This is a genomic window from Pseudomonas putida, assembly GCF_002025705.1.
Lineage (GTDB): Bacteria > Pseudomonadota > Gammaproteobacteria > Pseudomonadales > Pseudomonadaceae > Aquipseudomonas > Aquipseudomonas putida_J.
The window spans coordinates 2,820,648-2,843,337 of sequence record NZ_CP018846.1; the positions used below are offsets into that span (position 1 = coordinate 2,820,648).

Annotated in this window: 19 protein-coding genes; 4 read left to right on the forward strand and 15 right to left on the reverse strand. The window is 63.6% G+C overall.

The genetic code is table 11. The features are described from left to right. Positions 1-85 precede the first annotated feature (85 nt). Complete coding sequence (locus BUQ73_RS12650; protein WP_079228234.1) at positions 86-1,183, reverse strand: sugar diacid recognition domain-containing protein; 1,098 nt, start codon at positions 1,181-1,183, stop codon at positions 86-88. Positions 1,184-1,346: 163 nt separating this feature from the next. Between BUQ73_RS12650 and BUQ73_RS12655 the strand changes: the two genes are divergently transcribed. Both BUQ73_RS12655 and BUQ73_RS12660 read left to right on the forward strand, forming a co-directional pair. After that, the gene (locus BUQ73_RS12655; protein ID WP_079228235.1) at positions 1,347-2,675 is read left to right on the forward strand and encodes an MFS transporter; all 1,329 of its coding nucleotides are present in this window, start codon (positions 1,347-1,349) and stop codon (positions 2,673-2,675) included. A gap of 148 nt (positions 2,676-2,823) precedes the next feature. Continuing rightward, positions 2,824-4,344: an FAD-dependent oxidoreductase gene (locus BUQ73_RS12660; RefSeq protein WP_079228236.1), complete on the forward strand. Its 1,521-nt coding sequence runs from the start codon at positions 2,824-2,826 to the stop codon at positions 4,342-4,344. Between the two features lie 54 nt (positions 4,345-4,398). Here the strand turns inward: BUQ73_RS12660 and BUQ73_RS28010 are convergent, their stop codons facing one another. Further along, the gene (locus BUQ73_RS28010; protein WP_152031547.1) at positions 4,399-5,808 is read right to left on the reverse strand and encodes a hypothetical protein; all 1,410 of its coding nucleotides are present in this window, start codon (positions 5,806-5,808) and stop codon (positions 4,399-4,401) included. A 164-nt stretch (positions 5,809-5,972) separates the two neighbouring features. Between BUQ73_RS28010 and BUQ73_RS12665 the strand changes: the two genes are divergently transcribed. Together BUQ73_RS12665 and BUQ73_RS12670 are read left to right on the forward strand one after the other, a co-directional pair. Next, positions 5,973-6,983: an aldo/keto reductase gene (locus BUQ73_RS12665; protein WP_079228237.1), complete on the forward strand. Its 1,011-nt coding sequence runs from the start codon at positions 5,973-5,975 to the stop codon at positions 6,981-6,983. Positions 6,984-7,200: 217 nt separating this feature from the next. Continuing rightward, positions 7,201-8,298: an alkene reductase gene (locus BUQ73_RS12670; protein WP_079228238.1), complete on the forward strand. Its 1,098-nt coding sequence runs from the start codon at positions 7,201-7,203 to the stop codon at positions 8,296-8,298. Positions 8,299-8,565: 267 nt separating this feature from the next. On the opposite strand, the gene BUQ73_RS12675 is transcribed toward BUQ73_RS12670, so the two are convergent. From BUQ73_RS12675 to benA, 13 genes are all read right to left on the reverse strand, one after another. Further along, positions 8,566-9,546, reverse strand: a complete 981-nt coding sequence (locus BUQ73_RS12675) for an LLM class flavin-dependent oxidoreductase (protein WP_079228239.1) — start codon at positions 9,544-9,546, stop codon at positions 8,566-8,568. 99 nt (positions 9,547-9,645) lie between these two features. Then, positions 9,646-10,557 (reverse strand): LysR family transcriptional regulator, encoded by a 912-nt coding sequence (locus BUQ73_RS12680; protein WP_079228240.1) that lies wholly within the window; start codon positions 10,555-10,557, stop codon positions 9,646-9,648. A 69-nt stretch (positions 10,558-10,626) separates the two neighbouring features. After that, positions 10,627-11,682 (reverse strand): metal-dependent hydrolase, encoded by a 1,056-nt coding sequence (locus BUQ73_RS12685; RefSeq protein ID WP_079228241.1) that lies wholly within the window; start codon positions 11,680-11,682, stop codon positions 10,627-10,629. A gap of 94 nt (positions 11,683-11,776) precedes the next feature. After that, on the reverse strand, positions 11,777-13,027 hold the full coding sequence (locus BUQ73_RS12690) for an OprD family porin (RefSeq protein ID WP_079228242.1): 1,251 nt from the start codon (positions 13,025-13,027) through the stop codon (positions 11,777-11,779). Between the two features lie 54 nt (positions 13,028-13,081). Then, the gene (locus tag BUQ73_RS12695) at positions 13,082-14,281 is read right to left on the reverse strand and encodes a benzoate/H(+) symporter BenE family transporter (RefSeq protein ID WP_079228243.1); all 1,200 of its coding nucleotides are present in this window, start codon (positions 14,279-14,281) and stop codon (positions 13,082-13,084) included. Between the two features lie 174 nt (positions 14,282-14,455). After that, positions 14,456-15,370 (reverse strand): catechol 1,2-dioxygenase, encoded by a 915-nt coding sequence (gene catA, locus BUQ73_RS12700; protein ID WP_079228244.1) that lies wholly within the window; start codon positions 15,368-15,370, stop codon positions 14,456-14,458. A gap of 39 nt (positions 15,371-15,409) precedes the next feature. Continuing rightward, entirely contained in the window at positions 15,410-15,700 is a 291-nt protein-coding gene (gene catC, locus BUQ73_RS12705; RefSeq protein ID WP_003256111.1) for a muconolactone Delta-isomerase, read from the reverse strand. A gap of 174 nt (positions 15,701-15,874) precedes the next feature. Further along, positions 15,875-16,996, reverse strand: coding sequence for a muconate cycloisomerase family protein (locus BUQ73_RS12710; RefSeq protein ID WP_079228245.1), 1,122 nt, complete (start codon positions 16,994-16,996; stop codon positions 15,875-15,877). A 30-nt stretch (positions 16,997-17,026) separates the two neighbouring features. After that, a complete protein-coding gene (locus BUQ73_RS12715; RefSeq protein WP_079228246.1) occupies positions 17,027-18,349 on the reverse strand; it encodes an MFS transporter in 1,323 nt (440 codons plus the stop codon). Between the two features lie 66 nt (positions 18,350-18,415). Continuing rightward, a complete protein-coding gene (locus tag BUQ73_RS12720; protein WP_079228247.1) occupies positions 18,416-19,177 on the reverse strand; it encodes a 1,6-dihydroxycyclohexa-2,4-diene-1-carboxylate dehydrogenase in 762 nt (253 codons plus the stop codon). Between the two features lie 196 nt (positions 19,178-19,373). Further along, positions 19,374-20,387, reverse strand: coding sequence for a benzoate 1,2-dioxygenase electron transfer component BenC (gene benC / locus BUQ73_RS12725; protein WP_079228248.1), 1,014 nt, complete (start codon positions 20,385-20,387; stop codon positions 19,374-19,376). Between the two features lie 70 nt (positions 20,388-20,457). Beyond that, positions 20,458-20,943 (reverse strand): benzoate 1,2-dioxygenase small subunit, encoded by a 486-nt coding sequence (benB, locus tag BUQ73_RS12730; RefSeq protein ID WP_079228249.1) that lies wholly within the window; start codon positions 20,941-20,943, stop codon positions 20,458-20,460. Next, positions 20,940-22,298 carry a benzoate 1,2-dioxygenase large subunit gene (gene benA / locus BUQ73_RS12735; protein ID WP_079228250.1) on the reverse strand — a complete coding sequence of 453 codons (1,359 nt, stop codon included), beginning with the start codon at positions 22,296-22,298 and terminating at the stop codon, positions 20,940-20,942. Before benA ends, benB begins: the two co-directional genes overlap by 4 nt. Positions 22,299-22,690 lie beyond the last annotated feature (392 nt).

Here is a 22,690-nt window from a genome sequence, read left to right on the forward strand (position 1 = left end):
ATGCTGACAGTTGTCTGGCGCGGCGGCCTCGGTCGGATGCACAAAAGGCCGGCGGCGTTGTTTGGGCAAATGCCTTTGCTGGCGGTCAATCGACCGGCAGCAGTTGCAGCCCCAGGTACAAGCTCAGCATGCCTTCCAGGCGCAACGGGTCTACTTCGCCCAGTTCAGCGATGCGCTCCAGGCGGTAGCGCAGGCTGTTGCGGTGGATGCCCAGGGCATCTGCACAGGCCTGACTCTGGCCATCGTGCGCGCACCAGGCGCGCAGCGTGGCCAGCAGCTGGCCGCTGGCATCCCGGGCGCGGATGCGCTGCAGCGGCTCCAGCAACTCGTCCAGGGCATCTTCGTTGCGATGGCGCCAGAGCAAGGCAGGCAAGCGGTAGCGGCTGAGGCTCAGCAGTTGCACTTTAGGCAGCACCTCACGGCCATAAGCCAGCAAGTCACGCACCCGTCGATAACCCCGGCGCAATTGCTCCAGGCTCTGCGCCGCACTGCCCAACGCCAGGCGCTCAACTTCCCAGCCATGGCGCTGCAGGCGTTCGATCAGGCGCGCCTCATCCAGCACCAGCCCCGCCGGCCGGCACCACAGCAGCGACTCGCGCGAAGGGCTAACGCACCAGCTTTCCGGATAGCGGCTCATCAGCCAGGCCGACAGCGTTTCGGCAGGCGGCCCGGAGTGCAGTTCGAACAGGCACGGCACCCGTGGCAACTGGGGTTTCAGGCCCAACTGCAGGGCCTCGTCCAGCAGCCGCGGCGAATCACCACTGCCACCCAGCAGCAACGCCAGCAAGTCGTCGCAGCGCTGGCGCCGCCACTGCTGCTCGACCTGCAGGTGGCGTTGCGCCAGGAGCATCTCGGCGGTCATCCGCACCAGCTCGCCATAGGTGCGCAGTTGCTGGGGGTCGCCGGTCAGGCCGAGCACGCCGATCAGGCGCCCGTCGAGCATCAAAGGCAGGTTCACCCCAGGCTGCACGCCCTTGAGGCATTTGGCCGCATCGACGTCCAGTTCGACCACCCGGCCATTGGCCAGGACCAGTTGCGCGCCTTCGTGCCGGGTGTTGATGCGCTCCGGCTCGCCACTGCCGAGGATCAGCCCCTGGCTGTCCATGACGTTGACGTTGCATGGCAGAATGGCCATCGCCCGATCGACGATATCCTGCGCCAGGTCATGGTCCAGTTCGAACATTCAGCGATCCTTAATCGTGTCAGCTTTTGTACGGCGGCACAGCGCCATGCACGATACGCTGTGCAAAAGCACAAAGACAGGCGCGTCGCACTCCCCGAGACTCGTCAGGGCGAGCGCCGGCACAGGCGACGCGGCGACAATCATAACAACAGAGATCCCGATCATGGCACACAGCCCCGCCCCTGACCAAGGCACCGATAGCACCCGCAACGCGCTGTACCGGCGCATCACCCTGCGGCTGATCCCGTTCATTTTCATCTGCTACCTGTTCAACTACCTGGACCGCGTCAACGTCGGCTTCGCCAAGCTGCAGATGCTCGATGCATTGAAGTTCAGCGAAACCGTGTATGGCCTTGGCGCCGGCATCTTCTTCATCGGCTACGTGCTCTGCGGCCTGCCGAGCAACCTGGCGCTCAACCGCTTCGGCCCGCGTCGCTGGATTGCGGCAATGATGATCGCCTGGGGCAGCCTGTCCACCTGCCTGCTGTTCGTCACTACCCCCGGCGAGTTCTACGCCCTGCGCCTGCTGACCGGCGCCGCCGAAGCAGGCTTCTTCCCCGGCGTGGTGCTGTACCTCTCGCGCTGGTTCCCGGCTGACCGCCGTGGCCGCATCATGGCGCTGTTCATGTCGGCAATCCCGGTGTCGGGCCTGCTCGGTGGGCCGTTCTCCGGCTGGATCCTCGAACACTTCTCCACCGGCCAGCATGGCCTGGCCGGCTGGCAGTGGATGTTCCTGATCCAGGGCCTGCCAACCGTGGCCCTCGGTGTGCTGGCCATCAAGCTGCTCAGCGACGGTTACCAGAAAGCCGCCTGGCTGAGCCCGGCCGAACGCCAGCTGATCGCCGCCGACCTCGAAGCCGACGCCGCCAGCAAGCCGAACACCACCGGCGACAGCGTAATGGCTGTGCTGACCAACCCGCTGATCTGGACCTTCGGTTTCGTCTACTTCTGCATCCAGAGCGGCGTGTACGCGATCAACTTCTGGCTGCCGTCGATCATCAAGAGCATGGGCTTCGACAACCCGCTGCTGATCGGCTGGCTGAGCGCCATTCCGTACCTGCTGGCCGGTGTGTTCATGATCCTTTGCGGCCGCTCGGCGGACCTGCGCAACGAGCGCCGCTGGCATCTTGTGGTACCGATGCTGATGGGCGCCGTCGGCCTGCTGATCGCGGTCAACTTCGCCGGCAACCCGACCATCGCCATCCTCGGCCTGTCGATCGCCACCATGGGCGCCCTCACCGGCTTGCCGATGTTCTGGCCGATGCCGACCGCGCTGCTCAGCGCCAGTGCCGCAGTGGCTGGCCTGGCGATCATCAACTCGGTGGGCCAGATGGCCGGTTTCCTCAGCCCGTACCTGGTCGGCTTTATCAAGGACCAGACCGGTTCGACCGATGCGGCGCTGTATTCGCTGGCCGCGTTGATCGTGCTGGGTAGCCTGGTGGCCTTGCGGGTTACCCGGGCCGGTGCATTGAGTGCTGCCCGCAACCATTGAAGCATTCGCGGCGGTTCGGGGTACCGAACCGCCGCGATAGCAGCAAAAACACGCAAAACGCCGTACCCCCACCGATCGTCAGATCAACGAACACCCCTCCCACCTCAGGCGTCAAATGGTTCCAAAGGCCCCCCTTTGGAGAAGCCCCATGACCCAGCACGCCGTGGCCCGCCTCGATCAGCTCGCCCCCAAACGCCCCTTGCGCGTCCAGGCCGGCAACGAAGAAATGATCCTCATCCGCCAGGGCGATCAGGTGCACGCCTACCAGGGCAACTGCCCGCATGAAGGCGCCCCACTGGAAGAAGGCGTGATCTGCGGCGGCCTGCTGGTTTGCCCCTGGCACAAGGCCGCGTTTGCCGTCGATGAGGGTGCGGTGTGTGAACCACCAGCGCTGACTGACCTTCGCAGGTACAGGGCGTGGGTAAAAGATGGTGAGGTGTGGGTCGATGATCAGCCGATGCCGAAAAGCGAGCCACCTCGGCATAGCGATGCCCGTACCTTTGTGGTGATCGGTGCCGGTGCGGCCGGCTCGGCGGCAGTCGCCACGCTGCTCGACCACGGTTTTGGCGGGCACCTGATCTGGCTCGATCAAGAGCGGCAACCGGCCTACGACCGCACCGCCTTGAGCAAATTCGTCATCGCCGGGGAGATGGCGCCCGACGAGGTGTCAGCCTTGCTCGAGCCCGACCAGCTACGCAGAGGCCATCTGGACCGGCGCTTCGGAAAGGTCCTTGCACTGGACGCGAAAAAGCGCCAGATCACCCTCGCCGATGGGCACCACATCGAATACGACGCCGCCCTCCTGGCCACTGGCGGCAAGCCACTGCGCCCGGCACTGCCAGGCGTCGACCTGCCCGGCATCATGACCCTGCGCTCGCGCGAAGATGCCGCACGCCTGCTCGATGCTGCCGAACCCGGGCAGCCCGTGGTAATCGTCGGTGACGGTTTCATCGGCCTGGAAGCTGCCTCGGCGCTGCGCAAATATGGCGCAGAGGTGCATGTGGTCACCCGACACGAAGTGCCTTTGGCCAAACAGCTGGGTGAGCGCATCGGGCGTTCCATTCGCCAGCTGCATGAACGCAAGGGCGTGGTGTTCCATGGCCCGACCGAGGTCGAGCGTTTCCTGGGTGAAGACAAGGTCGAGGCCGTGCAACTGGCCAATGGCGAAAAGCTGCTGACGCCTCTGGTGCTGCTGGGTACCGGTGTAAAGCCGGCCACTGCCTTCGTGCAAGGCGTGCAACTGGCCAAAGACCAGTCGTTGCCGGTGGATGCCGAACTGCATGCGGCGGATGGCCTGTGGGCTGCGGGCGATATCGCCACCTTCCCCCACGCCGGGCACCCGGTGCGCATCGAGCACTGGCGCCTGGCCCAGCAACACGGGGTGATCGCGGCGGCCAACATGTTGGGCGAGCAACGCCGCTACAACGATGTACCGTTCTTTTGGACCTACCAACACGGGCGCACCTACGAGGTGCTGGGGCATGCGCGTGACTGGGACCGCATCGAGTTTGTCGGCGAACCGGAGAAAGGCGATTTCATTGCCTTGCAGTGCATTGGCGATCAGGTCGAGGCGGTGATTGCCAAGGGTTACTCGGATGCCATGGCGATGTTGTCACAACGAATGAAGAGGCCGTTGAGCCGGGCCGAAGCGCTCAACCTGATCAGTTGAACGATTCGACCTTTTTCCAGACGAGCATTTGTTGCACTGGCTAATCTGCTGCGTTCAGCAGGCAATGATCACGTTGCGGCGGCTCCCAACGTGATCACAGGTAGCTTGCACATGTGGGCCTGGATCGGTGAAACCCGGCTTCGCTGGATCCCAATCTCCGTGGTTCCATTTTGAACTGTGAAGTACCATGCAACTCGAGGTTGGGTGCCTGACACGTGAGGGACCGTTCGCATTCTGAGGGCCAAATGAGTAAACCAGCACAGACGCCTGGCTTGGCGCTGGAATGTCGGCCTCAGAACTGGTCAAAGCAGCACCGTGATGAGGAACGACCAAAGCCTTTACCGGACTGGTCTTGAGATGACTGAAAAATCGGTAATCGCAGTCACCTGTCAAAACGATACTGTAAGACTGACCTGCATCAGTGGTGGCCTCAATTGCCAGCACCAGGCCGCTGTCATTTCTCCGACTGCCACTCCCCCGAGTAACTTTCAATACTTTTCCATTATGTAAAACAAGGCGCTCTACAGTCGTGGAAGTGTCGGTCAGCAAGACTACCCTGCCATTGTTTTTCTTGATGGTTTCGGAAAAGGCAACGTGCTTCGGCCCCACCACCTGATCCGGTGCGATCCACGTTTTACCCAGCAATCCCAAGTTGGGATGAAGGGTTGCTCCGACCCAGTGATCCTGGTCCCAATGCGATAAAACTATCGCTTTGGCTTCGCCGGGATCCAACACTATCTGGCTTGGGCGCGTGTGTTGGTTGCTGTAGACGCCACCACCGGTATCGAAATATAAAGTAGGCCGCAATGGTCCGCCATTCACCGGATCTCTTTTTAGCAGTCCATTAGCATTGCCTTGCCCTACATCGAATACAACCACTTCTTCGCAGGCAACCTCTCTCAGGAGATCCATTTCGGGCTGTTCCAACCAGGCTTGCCGCTCTCCGACCAGACGAAAAACCTCGTCCAGCCTTTGGTCATGTACCGTCGACACTTCCATCTTAAGGCTTTCGGAATCCGACGATAGTGTTCGATAGATCTTTGTATGGTGTGAAATTTTGGAATTAGACTGCGTCAAGAGAAACCATTGCCCCTCATCCGGGGAAGGAGGACAGTCATTGACTCGATAATGCTTGTAGCACCTCCATCGCCCCCAGCATTGTTCACGTTCGATGCAAGCATGGCGCCACCCAGCAAACATATCACGCATGTAATTGGTCAGTGGCCTGAAAGAGCACGCGGTGTCCAGTCGCACACTGATTTCTGCATGAAACAGGGGCATGCGTTCAAAGTCGATAGTTACATCATTACGATGCCGTTCAAACCAATCACGGTCCACCATGTCAAAACTCACCCGGGCGAGCTTTCCACGCCGACTTATCTCTATGTCATCGATGCGGGCATACGCAGCCTGCGGCAAAGGCGGCAACTCAGCATTTTCATGAGTGGTGAAGTGAGGATTCATTGGCGGCTGTCCCTGTCGCATTTCATTCAAAGCGGCAAATGTTCACACAGTCAATTCTCTATTGCCACCGTCACTTTTCCAGCTGAAACGCCATGGCCTGGCTTCCAAACGGGTGACGTAGTGTGTAAAAGCTGAAGGACCTCTCTGCTCAAAGGATCTCGATCATGCAGTACCGTCCCCTTGGCCATTCCGGCCTGCAAGTCTCCGCCCTGACCTTGGGTAGCATGATGTTCGGCGAGCAGACCAGCACCGAGGATGCGCTGCGGATCATCGACAAGGCCTGGGACCAGGGCATCAACTTCATCGATACCGCCGACGTCTACAATGCCGGCCGCTCCGAAGAGATCGTCGGCGAAGCGGTGGCGCGCCATCGCCAGGACTGGGTCGTTGCCTCCAAGGTCGGCATGGGGCCGACCGATGGCCTGCCCAACCGCAGCGGGTTGTCGCGCAAGCACATCTTCAATGGCATCGATGCCACGCTGACGCGCATGCACCTGGACTACCTGGACATTTACTACCTGCACCGCGAAGACCACAAGGTGCCGCTGGAAGAGACCGTGCGCGCCATCGGCGACCTGCTGCAGCAAGGCAAGATCCGCTACTGGGGGGTGTCCAACTATCGCGGCTGGCGCATTGCCGAGATCTGCAACATCGCCGAGCGCCTGGGGGTGGCCAAACCGGTGGTGAGCCAGCCGCTGTACAACATCGTCAACCGCCAGGCGGAACCTGAGCAGATGACCGCCGCCGCGTATCACGGCCTGGGCGTGGTGCCGTTCAGCCCACTGGCCCGTGGCGTGCTCAGCGGCAAGTATGCGCCGGGTGCCGAGCCCGAGGCCGGCAGCCGCGCGGCGCGCCAGGACAAACGCATCATGGAAGTGGAATGGCGCCAGGAGTCGCTGGCCATTGCCCGGCAGCTGCAGGATTACGTGCAGGCCAAGGGCGTGGGGCTGGTCGAGTTCGCCATTGCCTGGGTGCTGAATAGCCAGCTGGTGAGTTCGGCCATCGTCGGGCCGCGCACCGAGGCGCAGTGGGATACCTATGGCGGGGCGCTGGAGGTGAAGATCACGGCGCAAGACGAGGCGTTCATCGATTCGCTGGTGACACCGGGGCATGCGTCGACGCCAGGGTTCAATGATGTGGCGCATTTTGTCAGCGGGCGGTTGGCTCGTCGCTGAGCGTTCTCCTGCACTGGCCTCTTCGCGGGCAAGCCCGCTCCCACAGGGTCACCACCCTCTTCAAGGCAGCGATACCCCGGCGGGAGCGGGCTTGCCCGCGAAGAGGCCAGTGCAGGCAAAAGCCATTAGGGAGCTCTGCGCCGGGGTCTCGGTCCCCCCTTTCCCCAATCATCCCGGTATCGTTCGCGCCATTGGTTTTTCCACCTTTGGAGCAGCAATGAAACTCTTGCAACCCCTGCAGATCGGACCCCTGACCCTGCCCAACCGCGTGTTCATGGCCCCGCTCACCCGCCTGCGCAGCCTCGAACCTGGCGATGTACCTACACCGATGATGGCCGAGTACTACCGCCAGCGCGCCAGCGCCGGCCTGATCATCACCGAAGCCACGCAGATCTCCTTCCAGGCCAAGGGTTATTCCGGCTCGCCAGGCATTCACAGCGCCGAACAGATCGCCGCCTGGCAAGTGGTCAACCAGGGCATCCACGCCGAAGGCGGCCACAGCGCCGTGCAGGTCTGGCACACCGGTCGCGTTTCGCACACCTCGCTGCAACCCGACGGTGAAGCACCGGTTGCGCCGTCGGCCCTGCCGGCCAACGCCCGCACTACCCTGCGCGACGAACAAGGCAACCTGGTGCGGGTGGAAACTTCCGCTCCCCGTGCCCTGGGCGAAGACGAGATTGCCGCGATCGTTGCCGACTTCGGCCAGGCTGCTGCCAACGCCCGTGAGGCCGGTTTCGACTTCATCGAACTGCATGCCGCCCACGGCTACTTGCTGCACCAGTTCCTTACCCCGAGCGCCAACCAGCGCGAAGACCGTTACGGCGGCAGCGTCGAGAACCGTGCGCGTATCGTGCTCGAAGCCGTGGACGCGGCGATCGCCAGCTGGAGCGCTGATCGCATTGGTATCCGTGTGTTCCCGCTGGGTGGCTTCAATGGCGTGGACAACGGCGAAGACCAGGAAGCTGCCGGCTTGTACCTGATCAAGGAACTGGCCAAGCGCAACCTCGCCTACCTGCACCTGTCCGAGCCGGACTGGGCGGGTGGCAAGCCGCTGCGCGATTCATTCCGTGAGCAGATTCGGGCAGCCTACCCCGGCGTGATCATCGCGGCGGGCGCCTATACCGCCGAGAAAGGCGAAGACCTGATCGGTCGTGGGCTGATCGATGCCGTTGCCTTTGGGCGCAGCTACATCGCCAACCCGGACCTGGTGGAGCGGCTGCGGGTGCAGGCGCCGTTGAACGAGCATCGTGCGCAGTTCGACTATGCCAACGGGCCTGAGGGGTATACGGATTATCCGTTCCTGAAGCAGGCCTGAGGGATCGACGCGAGATATTCAGCGCCTTTGAGATCGAGCGCCGCCCGCGCGGCGCATCGCGGATGAATCCGCTCCTACATTTGTTGCAACGTGGCCATGCCTGTGAGGCCATGGTTGTCAGCCTTGTTTGCAATACTCAAGACATGCACCAAGGCTGGCGACCATGGCGTAACAGGTTCGGCACGTTGCAACAAATGTAGGAGCGGATTCATCCGCGATGCGCCGCGCGGGCGGCGCGCGATTTACGCACCACCACAACCCCAAGCCCTACTCCAATTCAGCCAAAGCCCGCGCCGCATAAGCATGCGAGCGCAACCGCGCCAGCGGATCATGGATCCGGCAGTCGATCATCAGCTCATCCGCGCCGGTCTGCTCGATCAGCGACCGCAGCCCCTCACGCACCCGCTCTGGCCCACCGGCAATGCTGCAGGCCATCACCTGCTCCAGTACCGCCCGCTCGTGTCCGGGCAGGCTCTGCACATACCCTTCCTGCGGCTTGGGCAACAAGCCAAAACGCCCGACGTGCAAGTCCAGCATCCACTTGCGGTGCGAGCTGGCCTGGTAATCCGCTTCGGCGTCGCTGTCGGCGGCGAACAGGTTCACGCCTACCATCACATACGGCTTGGCCAGTTGCGCCGAAGGCTGGAAGTTCGCCCGATAATGGGCAATCGCCTGCAGCAGGTAACGCGGCGCGAAGTGCGAAGCAAAGGCGTAAGGCAACCCCAGCTTCGCTGCAAGGTCGGCACCGAACAGGCTGGAGCCGAGGATCCACACCGGTACCTCGTGCGCCCCCGGTACGCCGCGGACCTGGCGCTTGCCGTTGTCGGCCAGGTAGTCGCGCAGCTCGGCGATGTCCTGGCTGAAGTCGCGCTCCGGTGCAGCACCACGCAAGGCCCGCACGGTCGGCCCGGAGGTGCCGGGCGCGCGCCCCAGGCCGAGATCGATACGGCCCGGGTGCAAGGTGTCGAGGGTGCCGAACTGCTCGGCAACTACCAGCGGTGCGTGGTTGGGCAGCATGATGCCGCCGGCACCGACGCGAATATGCTGGGTGGCATTGGCGATTTCGTTGATCACCAACGCGGTGGCGGCCGAACCGATGCCGGGCATGTCGTGGTGCTCGGCGGTCCAGTAGCGGCGGTAGTCATGCTGCTCGACATGGCGAGCGAGCTGGCGGGATTCTTCGATCGCGTCGGCGAAGGTCTTGCCTTCGCCAATCATGACCAGATCCAGTACGGACAGTGCAGTCATGGGGTCTCCAGATGGATTATCAGTGACGCCAGTGTCTGCGCTGCTACACCAGCGATAAACCCGAAATCAGGCCCCACATACGGGCCTGGCAGTCCCCAATCAGTCCTCCCAGGGCACTCCCTGCTCCCAGCTCGCCACCAGAAGGTCGATGAACCCGCGTACCCTTGGCGACAGGTGCCGCTTGCTCGGGTAAACCACGCGGATCGGATCGGCTGGCGGCCGGTAGCCGTGCAACACCTCCACCAACGTGCCTGCGCGCAGGTCGTTGCCGGTGATGTAGGTTGGCAGGTGAATCAGGCCGAAACCGGCCCGTGCGCCGTCGAGCATTGCCTCGGAACTGTCGATGTTCAACCGCCCGGGCTCCTCGCACAGGTGCAGCCCTTCGGCGGTATGGAAGCGCCAGGGCATCGACTTCTCGCCAGCCAGGAAGGTGATCTTGTCATGCCCGTAAAGGGCCGCTGGTGCCTGCGGCACGCCGTGCTGACCGAGGTATTCGGGCGAGGCGCAGGTGACGAACTGCTGCCAGGCGACCGTGCGGGTCAACAGCTGCGAATCTTCCTTGGGCGCGCCGATGCGCACGGCAACGTCGACGCCCTCCTCGACCAGGTCGACGAAACGGTCAGTGAAACGAATGTCTGCCCGTAGGTCTGGCCACTGCTTGAGGTAGGCATCGAGAATCGGCAGTACATGACGCTGGCCGAGCGACAGCGGTGCGGTGAGGCGCAAGGTGCCGGTGGGTTTGCCACGGCGCTGCGCCATGGTGCTTTCCACCTCATCCAGGTCGTCGAGAATCTGCCGCCAGCGCTCGAAGGCCACCAGGCCCTCATCGGTCAGGCTCAGCTTGCGCGTGGTGCGGTTTAGCAGGCGCACCGCCATGCGCGCTTCCAGCCGGGCGATGCTCTTGCCAACCGCCGAGCGGGTCAGGCCCAGGCTGGCCGCCGCGGCGGTGAAGCTGCCGGCCTTCACGGCACTGACGAAGGCGGCGATGTCGCCGAAGCGGTTGGGTTCCATGGCGGGTTCCTGGGCATACTGAAGGCCGGCTTAAATGGGTGCGAATCGCAGTATTGCAAGGGCATGCGCTCAACGCTCGCTCCAGGCGGCCAATGGCAATGGCGGTTGCTGGTCGAGGATGCGCCGCCAGATCAATGCCAGGTCACCGTTTTGCAGCATCGCTCCGATACCAGCGCCGGCCCCGCGGCTTGGCGTATCGGCAACCCACTGCCCCTGGCTATCGCGATGGGCCATGTTGAAACGGAAGGTGTAGTTGCCGGGGATGCCCATGCGCAGGTCCGTGACCACCAGCTGGTCGCCGACCACGTCATAGCGCAGCCAGCCTCCGGTAAACCAGCGCAGGCGTTCGAGCAGAGGCGCATCCTGCAGGGCATTGCCCGCCTCCAGGTTCAGTGGCAGGCGCTGCATTTCCGGTGGTTCGCGGTCAAAGGTGCTGCTGATGCCTTCGTAATAGAAGCCATCCGTGGTCTTGGCCAGCACCCGCCAGACCAGGCTGTTGAACGCGATTGGCACGGCACGTACCTCGCTTGCCTGGATGCCTTGCTGCTCGAGCGCCAGTTGAAAACGCTGCTCGGCGGCGATGCGCCCGGCCAGACCAAACCCCAGGTAGGCTGTGCTGAACACCAGCGCCAGGCTCAACACCTGCACGGCTCTCGCCTTCAACCCTTTGAAGGCGGCGTACAGGACAGCCAGCAACAGCGGCACGGTATACACAGGGTCGATGATGAACACTGCCGCCCAGCTCAGCGGGGTGAACTGCAGCGGCCAGAACAGCTGAGTGCCGTAGACCGTGAACGTATCGAGGATGGGGTGGGTCACCAGTACCAGCCAGAACGCCAGGAACAGCCGCGCCAGGGTATACCCTTTGTCGGGCCACCGCGTTCGGGCAAGCGGGTTGACCAACAAGGCCAGCAACAAGGCCAGCCCGGTGAGGACGAAGATCGAATGGGAGAAACCGCGATGGTAGGTCATCTGCGACACCGGGTCGGCGTAGCGAATGACCACGTCGAGGTCCGGCACGGTGCCCAGTGCAGCGCCATAGATGAGCGAGCGGCGGCCCTGGATGCGGCCGAGCACCGTGCCTTGCAGCGCAGCACCGAGCACGGCTTGGGTGATGGAGTCCAATGTCAGGCTTCCTCAATGACAATTGAGGAAACCTAACCCCCGATACCTGGGTGGCGCAATCTCTGCTGTGTGACAACAAATGGCCGGTAATGCCTTAGAACAGTTGCCAGGTGTACACCAGGGTCAACCGGTTCTCGTCGATGTCACTGCGGTAGTTGGACCGCGCCATGGCATTCCTCACCCTGATACCCAGCCCCTTGAGCACGCCACTCTGCACGGCATAGCCAAGATCCAGATCGCGTTCACGGTCCTTGCCCTCGTACCCCTGGCCCGTGTCGACATTGTTGCCGGTGATGTAGCGTACCGTTGCCGTCAACCCTGGCACGCCCATCGCCGCGAAGTTGTAGTCATAACGCACCTGGTACGAGCGCTCGTCGGTATAGGCGAACTCATAGGTCGGCACTTCATTGCCCAACGGCGAGATATTGGCGAACACCCGTGGGAACGGGCTGTCGCCATAGATGCCCTGGTAGCCGGCGTGGAAGCTGTGGCCGCCATGCCGGGCGGTGAACATCGAGAAGAACGCCTGGTTGTCGATCCGGCCCAGCAGCGCATCGCCATCCTCGCGGGCGGTGAAATAGCCAAGGTTGGCGCTCAGCACCCAGTCCCCCACTGGTTTGCTGTGCTTCAGGCCAACGAACCCCTGGTGGTAGATGTCCTCAAGCTGCCCGTACCAGAGGCTGACGCTGCTCTGGTTGGCATTGAACGCATAGTCGCCGCCCACATAGTTGAAGGCATCGCTCTCGGCCTGGCGCTGGGGCACGTGGCCAAGCATGGCGTTCATCTTGCCGTCGCCGCCCTCGTTGCGCAGGTGCGTGCTGGTCAGGTGCCCGGCCTGCACGGTCAGCCCGTCGATTTCCGCCGAGCTGATGCTGGTGCCCTGATAGGTCGGCGGCAGCAGGCGGATATCGCTGAAGGTCAGTACCGGCAGGTTGGGTTGCAATTCGCCCACGCGCAGTTCGGTCTTCGACAGCCTGGCCTTGAGCGTGGGTGCGATGCGGCTGTACTCGTCGGCTGCGCGGCCATCACCGTGCACCGGCAGCAAACCGGTGTTGACCCGGTCCGGGCTGCTGTCGAGCTTGATGCCGAGCAGCCCCAGGGCATCGACGCCAAAGCCAACCGGGCCCGGCGTGTAGCCGGACTTGAAGTCGAGGATGAAGCCTTGGGCCCATTCCTCGGCCTTGGACTGCTGGTTGGCACCGACGATATCGGAAAAGTCACGGCTGAAGTAGTAATTGCGGGCGCTGAGGCTGGCTTTGGCATCCTCGAAGAAACCGCCTTCGGCGGCGAGCAAGGAAGGGCTGAGCAAAGTCAGCCCGATGGCAACGCAAGGGATGTGGTTCATTCCGAAGCTCTCTTGATCTTGTTGTTATGGATAAAGCGCGGGGGAACACGGGTTTCAGGGCGTGCGGCGCAGCACCTCCCTGGGTTGCGGGCGACGCAGGCGCAGCAGCGCATGGGCCAGCAGGCCGAACAGCAGCCCCCAGAACGCCGCCGACAGGCCAAGGAAAGACACCCCCGAAGCGGTGACCAGGAAGGTGAACAGCCCGGCATCGCGTTCGCTGGGTTCGGCCAGGCTGCGCGCCAGGGCCTCGCTGATTGCGCCGTACAGGGCAAGGCCGGCCAGCGCGGCAATCAATGCCGCCGGGAACGCGGCAAACAACGACATCAACGTTGCCCCGGCAATCCCCAGCAGCAGGTACACCGCGCTGCCCGCGACGGCCGCAACGTAGCGCCGGCGCGGGCTTTCATGGGCTTCAGGGCCGGTGCACAGGCTGGCGGTGACGGCTGCGAGGTTCAGGCCATGGCAACCGAACGGCGCAAGCAGCGCACCGGCCAGCGCGCTGGCGCTGATCAACGGGCTGGCCGGCGTGCCGTAACCGGCGTTGCGCAGCACGGCCATGCCCGGCATGAACTGCCCCGTCAGTGCGACCAGCACCATGGGCAGCGCCAGGCTGAAGGTTGCCGCCAGGCTGAATTGCGGGGTGATCCACTGTGGCGAAGCCAGCTCCAGCACCAGCGCCTCGCTGCGAAAGGCACCGCTGGCCAAGGTCACCACGGCGCCTGCACACAGCACAGCGGCCACGGCGTACCGCGGTTGCAGCCTGCGCATCAGCAAGTAGGTGGTGAACATGGCCAGGACCAGCACGGGCTGCACCGGCAGTGCCCGGAAAACCTCGGTACCGAAGCTGAAAAGAATACCGGCCTGCATGCCGGCCGCAATGGAGCCTGGCAGGCGCGCAATGATGCGGTCAAAGGCCCCGCTGATGCCAATCAGCAGCAGGACCAGGTTGGCCACCAGGTACGCACCCACCGCCTGCTCCAGGCCCAGATGCGGCAAGGCGGTGACCAGCAGCGCCGAACCCGGGATCGACCAGGCGATCACCACCGGCACCCGATAATGCAGGCTGAGCACGGCGCCGAGCACGGCACTGCCCATGGACACGGCCCAGACCCAGGACGACAGCATGCCGTGGGACAGGCCGGCGGCTTCGGCGGCATGGAAGATGATCACCAGCGGGCCGGCGTAGGAAATCAGGGTCGCGATGCAGCCGGCGACCAGGGCTGACAGGGAGCAGTCCTTGAGCAGGGTTTTCATGGGATTTCTCGCAAGGCTCAGGCCGGCCTTGGTGGCAGGCTCTTGTTCTGTGTTGCTTCCTTCGCGGGTGAATCGGGGCGCCGAACCGCCGCTCCCACAGGGATGGCGCACATCCATAGGTTTGTGGTGATCCTGTGGGAGCGGGCTTGCCCGCGAAGAAGCCAGCGCGGTGTATCAGGCTTCCTGAAGTGCCCGAGGACGCCCGCTGCGGTGCTCATCCTCGGTTGCAAGGGCTTTCTGCAACTGGAAGTCGAACTTCAACTCGGCATGGCGGCCTTCAGCCCCTTCATGGAACACCACCTCACCCACCAGCCCGTCACGCGTGGCATAGGCAAAGTCATCCCACAGGTACTTGTCCCCGGCCAGGTTGATCTGCGTGGTCAGGTGGCGGTGGCCGGGTGCCGAAATGAAGAAGTGCACATGGGCCGGGCGCTGGCCGTGACGGCCGAGCAGGTCCAGGCACTCCTGGGTCGGGCCCTGCGGGTCGCAGCCATAGCCCGACGGCACGATGGAGCGGGCGCGGTAGCGGCCTTCGGCATCGGTGACGATGCGCCGGCGCAGGTTGTACTCTGACTGGCTTTGATCGAAGAACGAGTAAGTGCCACGCGTGTTGGCATGCCACAGGTCGACGATGGCCCCGGCCAGCGGCTGGCCCTGAGGGTCGAACACCTGGCCTTCGAGGAACATGACGGTAGCCACGCCCTCCTCGCTGCCGTCGTCCATGCGCACTTCACCCTGGGCGAGCGGCGCGCCGGCCACATACAGCGGGCCTTCGATGGTGCGCGGGGTGCCGCCGCTCAAGCCGGCTTCGGCGTCCTTGGCATCCTGCAGCAGGTCGATGAAGTGCTCGATGCCCAGGCCCGCCACCAGCAGCCCGGCTTCACCGCGCCCGCCGAGACGGTTGAGGTAGTCGACGGCGTGCCAGAACTCGTCCTCGGTGATTTCCAGGTCCTCGATCAGGCGTGCGGTGTCCTGCAGCACGCGCTGAATGATGCGTTTCAGGCGCGGGCTACCCTCGTCATTGGCAAAGCCGGCGGCTTCTTCGAAGAACTTCTGGATATCGGCAGTGTGGGAAATCTTCACGGTCATGATGGTTACCTCATCTTGTTCTTGTGCAAAAGGCTGGGATCAGCGGTCGTCGCTGTGGATCGACGAGGGGTGGCGGCACAGGCCGTCGACCTCGATGTCCATGTACGGGAACAGCGGCAGCTGCATCAGGGTGTCGTGCAGCGCCTCGACGCTGGGCACGTCGAACACGCTGTAGTTGGCGTAGTGCCCGGCGATGCGCCACAGGTGGCGCCAGGTGCCCTCGCGCTGCAGGCGCTGAGCCAGTTCCTTCTCGTCGGCCTTCAGTTGCGCGGCCTTGGCCGGGTCCATGTCGACCGGCAGTTTCACGGTCATCTTCACGTGGAACAGCATGCTGCTTTCTCCTGTCTTGCAAATGTCCAAAGGCGTGCACGGCTTCTTGTAGGAGCGGCTTCAGCCGCGAACCTGTGGGAGCGGGCTTGCCCGCGAACACGGGCGAAGCCCGTGCCATCCACCGAGTTGCCTGTTTCGCGGGCAAGCCCGCTCCCACAGTGTGGGGTGTGTTTCTCAGCGGCGGGCAAAGCGCGCCAGGCGTTGTTCGTCAAGAGTCAGCCCCAGGCCCGGGGTGCGTGGCACGTGCAACTGGAAGTCGTGGTACTGCGGCGGCTCATTGACGATCTCTTCGGTCAGCAGCAGTGGCCCGAACAGCTCGGTGCCCCAGGTCAGCTGGCGCAGGGTGAGGAAGGCATGGGCCGACGCCAGGGTGCCGATCGAGCCTTCGAGCATGGTCCCGCCGTACAGGGCGATGCCCGCCGCTTCGGCGATCTGCGCGGTGCGCAGCACGGCGCGCGGGCCGCCGTTCTTGGCAATTTTCAGAGCGAAGATGCTGGCGGCGCCATCGGCAGCCAGGCTGAAGGCGTCTTCGACGCTCTCGATGGATTCGTCGGCCATGATCGGCGCCGGGCTGCGCTGGTTCAGGCGCACCTGGCCGCCACGGTTGATGCGCGAAATCGGCTGTTCGATCAGGTCGATGCCGTTGTCGCCCAGCACCTGGCAGGCGCGGATGGCTTGCGATTCGTCCCAGTACTGGTTGACGTCGACGCGTACGCTGGCGCGCTCGCCCAGCTCGCGCTTGATCGCCATCACGTGCTTCAGGTCCTGCTCCAACGGGTTGGCGCCGATCTTCAGCTTGAACACCCGGTGGCGACGCACCTCCAGCATGTGCTCGGCCTCGGCGATGTCGCGGTTGGTGTCGCCGCTGGCCAGGGTCCAGGCCACTTCCAGGCTGTCACGCACGCGCCCGCCGAGCAGCTCGCTGACCGGCAGGCCAAGGCGCTTGCCCTGGGCGTCGAGCAAGGCGCTTTCGATGCCGGACTTGGCGAAGGTATTGCCCTTGGCCAGCTTGTCGAGCTTGAGCATGGCGGCGTTGATGTTGTCCGCTGGCAGGCCGATCAGCGCTGGCGCCAGGTGTGCGTCGATATTGGCCTTGATGCCCTCGGGGCTTTCGTAGCCATAGGCCAGGCCGCCGATGGTGGTGGCCTCGCCGATGCCTTCCACGCCGTCGCTGCAGCGCAGGCGCAGCACCACCAGGGTCTGCTGCTGCATGGTGTGCATGGCCAGCTTGTGCGGGCGGATGGTCGGCAGGTCGACGATGATCGCGTCCAGCCGTTCGATGGTCGGGCTTGTCATGCAAAAGCTCCATTTCAGTCAGTAGAAGAGTCAGGCCGTTGCCACCTGCGCCTGGCGGCGGCCACTGGCCAGGTGCACGGCCATGGCCAGCGCGGCAATCGCGCCGGGGATGGCGAAGGCGATGAAATTGAGTTGCAGCGGCAGGTTGATGCCCATCAGCGCACCGCCGAGCAGCGGGCCGACGATGGCGCCATTGCGGCCGATGCCCGACGCCCAGCCAAGGCCGGTGGAACGCACCGACAGGCCATAGAGTTGGGCGGCACCGGCATACAGCAGGATCTGCGTGCCGATGGTGGTGGCACCGGCGATGAAGATCAGCAGGTAGAGAACCGGCATCGGGCTGTTGACGCCAAGCAGGCTGATCGACAGCGCCGCCGCGATGAAGAAGGCCACCTTGACCTTGACCAGGTTGTAGCGGTCGCCCAGCCAGCCACCGAGAATCGCCCCGGCCATGCCGCCAAAGTTCAAGGCCAGCAGGAACGACAGGCTCGAGCCCAGGCTGTAGCCGGCGTTGGCCATCAGTTTCGGCAGCCACGAGCTCAGTGCGTAGACCATCAGCAGGCAGCAGAAAAACGCCAGCCACAGGGCCAGGGTACGGATGGCCAAACCATTGCGGAACAAGTCCAGCACCGAGGTGCCGCCACCTTTGCGGTCGGTTGCCTGCAGCACGTCGTCTGCCTGCACATCGCAGCCCGGGTCCAGGCGCTTGAGCAACTTGCGGGCGTCATCGGTACGGCCCTGGCGCACCAGGAATCCGATGGACTCGGGCAGGTAATAGAGGATTGCCGGCAACAGCAGCAGCGGCACTGCAGCAGCAAAGAACATCGATTCCCAGCCAAAACGCGGCAGCATGAAGATGCCGACACCCGCCGAGAGCATGCCGCCCAGCGAATAGCCGCTGAACATGATCGCCACCAGCGTGCTGCGCAGGCGTTTGGGGGCGTATTCGTTCATCAGCGCCACGGCATTGGGCATCAGGCCGCCACAGCCGAGGCCGGCGATGAAGCGGTAGATGCCGAACTCGCTGGGGCTGCTGGCAAAGCCATTGAGAATGGTCGCCCCGGAAAACAAGGCAAAACAGATGGCGATGCCTTTCTTGCGCCCGATGCGGTCGGCCAGGCTGCCGAACGCCAGTGCGCCGAACATCATGCCGAACAGCGCGTAGCTGCCTAGCGCACCGGCCTGCAATGGGCTCAGCCCCCACTCTTTCATGATCACCGGCAGCACCACGCCGTAGATGAACAGGTCATAGCCGTCGAAGATCAGCAGCAGGCCGCACAGGGCCATGACGCCCCAGTGGAAGGGTGTGAAACGGGCGTTGTCGATGATCGGGTGTACGTCAAGGGTTCGCATGGCATCTGTCTCTGTTGTTGTTGTTTTGGAGGAACGCTTTGCATGGGGGCTTTGCATGGGGAGGGTTCAGCCGAGATCACCGCCCCCTACCGGCAGGGTCACGCCGGTGATGTAGGAGGCCTCGTCCGAGGCCAGGAAGAGGATTGCGCCGACCTGCTCGTCGATGCTGCCGTAGCGGTGCATCAGGCTGCTGTCGAGGGTCTGGTCGACGATCTGCTGGTACCACGCCTTGTCCTGCTCGCTCTGCTCGGCGTTGTTGCGGGGCACCCGGCGCGGTGGCGCCTCGGTGCCGCCGGGGGCGGTGGCGTTGACGCGGATACCGCGGCCAGCAGTTTCGAAGGCCAGGCATGCAGTGAGTGCGTTGACGCCGCCCTTGGCCGCGCCATAAGGCACGCGGTTGACCCCTCGGGTGGCGATCGACGAGACGTTGACGATGGCGCCGCTGCCACGTTCGAGCATGTACGGCAGCGCCGCATGGCAGCACCACAGGGTCGGGAACAGCGAGCGCCGCACTTCGGCCTCGATCTGCTCGACCTGGTAGTGCTCGAAGGGTTTGGCCCAGATGGTGCCACCGACGTTGTTGACCAGGATGTCGAGGCGGCCGAAGGTTTCCACCGCCGTGGCCATGACCCGGGCGCAGTCGGTGTGCTGTTCGAGGTCGGCGATGAGGGTCAGCATGCCCTCCCCGGCCAGTTCGTGGACCAGCTCGGAACGGTCCACCGCCACCACCTGCGCGCCTTCGGCCTTGAGCCGCCAGCACACGCCACGGCCTATGCCTTGGGCGGCGCCGGTGACCAAGGCGACTTTGTTGTGGAATCGGTTGTTCATTTCGAACTCCTTTCAATCTGGAATTGCCGGGAGGGCTTTGCCCTCCATCGCGACACAAGGCCGCTCCTACAAACACCGCGGTCCCTTGTAGGAGCGGCCTTGTGTCGCGAAAGGGCCGCAGCGCGGCCCCGGCAATCCCGCAGTCAATAAAAAGAGGCCACCTTCACCCGCACGATGCCGGCAGCCCCAGGAAAACTCAGGCCGCAGCCGCCGCGAACTTCTCGTAGTAGAAGTTCGCCGGGTTGATATCCTGCTCGCGCAGGTACTGGCTCACGGCCTCGACCATCGGCGGTGGCCCGCACAGGTACACATCGACGTCACCGTCATTGAGGTGCTGCGGTGCGATGTGCTGAGTCACGTACCCCTTCTGTGGGTACTGGCTGTCGGGGTTGGCCACGCAGGCGCTGAAGGTGAAGTTGGGGATGCTCGCGGCCAGCGCCTGCAAGCGGTCCAGCTCGACCAGGTCGAAATCGTTGGTCACCCCGTAGATCAGGTGCAGCGGGTGCTCGCTGCCCTGCTCGGCAATCTTCTCCAGCATCGCCGTGAACGGTGCCAGGCCCGTACCACCGGCCAGCAGCAACAGCGGGCGCTGGATCGGCCGCAGGTAGAAGCTGCCCAGCGGGCCCGCCAGGCTCATGTTGTCGCCGGCCTTGGCCAGGCTGGTAAGGAAGCTGCTCATCAACCCGCCCGGCACATTGCGGATCAGGAAGCTGACCTCGCCGTCCTTCTGCAGCGAGCTGAAGGAATAGGCGCGGCTCTGGTCGCTGCCCGGCACCTTGAGGTTGACGTACTGCCCCGGCAGGAACGCCAGGCGGCTCAGTGCCTCACCCTTGATCGACAAGGCGATGGTGCTGGCCGACAGCTGGCGCACATCGCTGATGGCGGCTTCGAAGCTGGCCTGTTCGGTCTTGCACAGTTGCGACGACGCCGGGATGCGCACCACGCAATCGCTTTCGGCGCGCATCTGGCACGTCAGCACGTAGCCTTCGGCAATCTCGTCTTCACTCAGGGCGTCTTCGATGAAGTTGTCGCCCAGGTCGTAACGCCCGGACTCGGCCTTGCACTTGCAGGTGCCGCAGGCGCCGTCGCGGCAGTCCAGCGGGATGTTGATGCCCTGGCGGTAGGCGGCGTCGGCCACGGTTTCATGGCCGCTGGCCTCGATGAAGCGGGTAACCCCGTCTTCGAAATTAAGTGCGATCTGGAAGCTCATGTTGCACCTCGCGGGCGAGCCTGGCCGCGGCGCGCCAGTTGGCACACCGAGCGGCTCGCGTTACCTCGGATCAGATGTGGTAGATGTCGATGACCTGACGCACGTAGTCGTTCTTCAGCACCACCTTCTTGGCCTTGATCAGCGGCTGCTCACCGCGCAGGTCGAGGGTGTAGAAACTGCTGCCGAAGTAGCTGTCGGTGGTCTTGTAGCGAAAGCTCAGGGTGTGCCAGTTGAAGCGCACCTGGCAGCTGCCCTCGCACTGCGAGACGATCTCGATGTTGCTGATGTTGTGCGAGGTGCGGGTGTCCGGCACGGTCGCACTGGAGCGCTCGGTCTTGATCCGGAACACGCGGTCTTCAAGGCCGCCACGGTTGCCGTACCAGATCAGCGAGATTTCGCTTTGCGGGTCTTCGGTCAGGGTGTCGTCATCGTCCCAGGACGGCATCCAGAAGGTCGCGTCGCTGGCGTACAGCTCCAGCCACTGGTCCCACTGGGCGTCGTCCAGGTAGCGCGCTTCGCGGTAGAGGAAGTTGCGTACGGTGTCATGCAGGCTCATTGCACAGCCTCCACCGGGATCAGCTGCTGGCCCTGTTCGAGGGCTTTGATCATGGTTTCCTGCCAGTACTTGTGCTGCAGCACGAACAGGCCTTCGTCCTCGGTGCGCACGCCCGACAGCAGCGGCTCGAGTTCGATTTCCTTCGCCGCCTCGTCGGCGCCTTCGACCCAATGCTGCGCGCCACGGGACATGTCATTCCAGCCGGTGCCGCCGCCGTAACCGGTCTGGCAGGAGCGGAACTCTTCCAGGTCGTCCGGGGTGGCCATGCCACTGACGTTGAAGAAGTCTTCGTACTGGCGGATGCGCTTGGCGCGGGCATCGGCGCTCTCGCCCTTCGGTGCGATGCAGTAGATGGTGATTTCGGTCTTGTTCACCGAAATCGGCCGGGCGATGCGGATCTGTGAGCTGAACTGGTCCATCAGGTACACGTTGGGGTACAGGCACAGGTTGCGCGAGTTTTCGATCATCCAGTCGGCACGGGCCTGGCCGAAGTCGGCGGCCAGCTGGTCGCGGCGCTCGAAGGCCGGGCGGTCTTCGGGGTTGGCCCAACGGGTCCACAGCAACAGGTGGCCGTGGTCGAAGGAATAGAAGCCACCGCCCTGCTTGGCCCAGGATCCTGCGCTCATGGTCTTGATCTCGTCGCCCGCCTCGCGCTGCTTGCGCTGGTTCTGGGTGGCGGCGTAGTTCCAGTGCACGGAGCTGACGTGGTAGCCGTCGGCGCCGTTTTCGGCGGTGAGCTTCCAGTTGCCCTCGTAGATGTACGAGCTGGCACCGCGCAGCACTTCCAGGCCTTCAGGGGACTGGTCGACGATCATGTCGATGATCTTCGCCGACTCGCCCAAGTGCTCGACCAGTGGCTTGACCTCGGCATTCAGGCTGCCGAACAGGAAGCCACGGTACGACTCGAAGCGGGCGACCTTGGTCAGGTCGTGGGAGCCATCGCAATTGAAGCTGTCGGGGTAGCCGGCATTGCTCGGGTCTTTGACCTTGAGCAGCTTGCCGCTGTTGTTGAAGGTCCAGCCATGGAACGGGCAGGTATAGCTTGCGCGGTTGCCGCGCTTGTGGCGGCACAGCATGGCGCCGCGGTGGCTGCAGGCGTTGAGGAAGGCATTGAGCTCCCCGTCCTTGTTGCGCGCGATGAAGATCGGCTGGCGCCCCATGGTCAGGGTGAGGAAGTCGTTCTTTTCGGGGATCTGGCTTTCATGGGCCAGGTAGATCCAGTTGCCTTCGAAGATGTGCTTCATCTCCAGGTCGAACAGGCGCGGGTCGGTGAACATCTCGCGTTTGCAGCGATAGACGCCCGTTTCACGGTCGTCCTCAAGCATGGCATTGAGGTAGTCGAATCCCAGGGACATGGCCAGGGTCTCCATTGTTATTGTTCAGACCGGGTCAGGTTAGGGGGTGCCCTGGGGTGGCAATATCCATCGCCTGCAGAGTGCTATCCGTTTTGTGCAAATATCGACCCGATAGCATTTATCCATTGAACAGTGCGCATCGCCTGAAGTAAGCTCGGGCTCATTCACTGGAGAGCAACATGCCGAAACACACCCGCAACCACGCCAACCACACCGGTCGCACCCTGCGCCCTGTGCTGGCCGTTGCCGGCTGCCAGGCTGCTGCCAGCTTTTATTTTGGGTATTGGTTTAGCCACTAGGCGCCGATACCCACACGGCGCCCACCTTCGAGGGGCCGCCGAACATGAGAATACTCAAACCCCCGGTCGGCTCCCCGACCGGGGGTTTTGCTT

Bases quoted from the DNA above. Each gene is read 5' to 3' on its own strand.
- BUQ73_RS12695 (WP_079228243.1), bottom strand. From the start codon at position 14,281: ATGAAAACCCTGCTCAAGGACTGCTCCCTGTCAGCCCTGGTCGCCGGC.
- BUQ73_RS12665 (WP_079228237.1), top strand. From the start codon at position 5,973: ATGCAGTACCGTCCCCTTGGCCATTCCGGCCTGCAAGTCTCCGCCCTG.
- benB (WP_079228249.1), bottom strand. From the start codon at position 20,943: ATGAGCCTGCATGACACCGTACGCAACTTCCTCTACCGCGAAGCGCGC.
- catC (WP_003256111.1), bottom strand. From the start codon at position 15,700: ATGCTGTTCCACGTGAAGATGACCGTGAAACTGCCGGTCGACATGGAC.
- benA (WP_079228250.1), bottom strand. From the start codon at position 22,298: ATGTCCCTGGGATTCGACTACCTCAATGCCATGCTTGAGGACGACCGT.
- BUQ73_RS12650 (WP_079228234.1), bottom strand. From the start codon at position 1,183: ATGTTCGAACTGGACCATGACCTGGCGCAGGATATCGTCGATCGGGCG.
- BUQ73_RS12660 (WP_079228236.1), top strand. From the start codon at position 2,824: ATGACCCAGCACGCCGTGGCCCGCCTCGATCAGCTCGCCCCCAAACGC.
- BUQ73_RS12715 (WP_079228246.1), bottom strand. From the start codon at position 18,349: ATGCGAACCCTTGACGTACACCCGATCATCGACAACGCCCGTTTCACA.
- catA (WP_079228244.1), bottom strand. From the start codon at position 15,370: ATGACCGTGAAGATTTCCCACACTGCCGATATCCAGAAGTTCTTCGAA.
- BUQ73_RS12655 (WP_079228235.1), top strand. From the start codon at position 1,347: ATGGCACACAGCCCCGCCCCTGACCAAGGCACCGATAGCACCCGCAAC.
- benC (WP_079228248.1), bottom strand. From the start codon at position 20,387: ATGAGCTTCCAGATCGCACTTAATTTCGAAGACGGGGTTACCCGCTTC.
- BUQ73_RS12680 (WP_079228240.1), bottom strand. From the start codon at position 10,557: ATGGAACCCAACCGCTTCGGCGACATCGCCGCCTTCGTCAGTGCCGTG.
- BUQ73_RS12710 (WP_079228245.1), bottom strand. From the start codon at position 16,996: ATGACAAGCCCGACCATCGAACGGCTGGACGCGATCATCGTCGACCTG.
- BUQ73_RS12690 (WP_079228242.1), bottom strand. From the start codon at position 13,027: ATGAACCACATCCCTTGCGTTGCCATCGGGCTGACTTTGCTCAGCCCT.
- BUQ73_RS12675 (WP_079228239.1), bottom strand. From the start codon at position 9,546: ATGACTGCACTGTCCGTACTGGATCTGGTCATGATTGGCGAAGGCAAG.
- BUQ73_RS28010 (WP_152031547.1), bottom strand. From the start codon at position 5,808: ATGAATCCTCACTTCACCACTCATGAAAATGCTGAGTTGCCGCCTTTG.
- BUQ73_RS12720 (WP_079228247.1), bottom strand. From the start codon at position 19,177: ATGAACAACCGATTCCACAACAAAGTCGCCTTGGTCACCGGCGCCGCC.
- BUQ73_RS12670 (WP_079228238.1), top strand. From the start codon at position 7,201: ATGAAACTCTTGCAACCCCTGCAGATCGGACCCCTGACCCTGCCCAAC.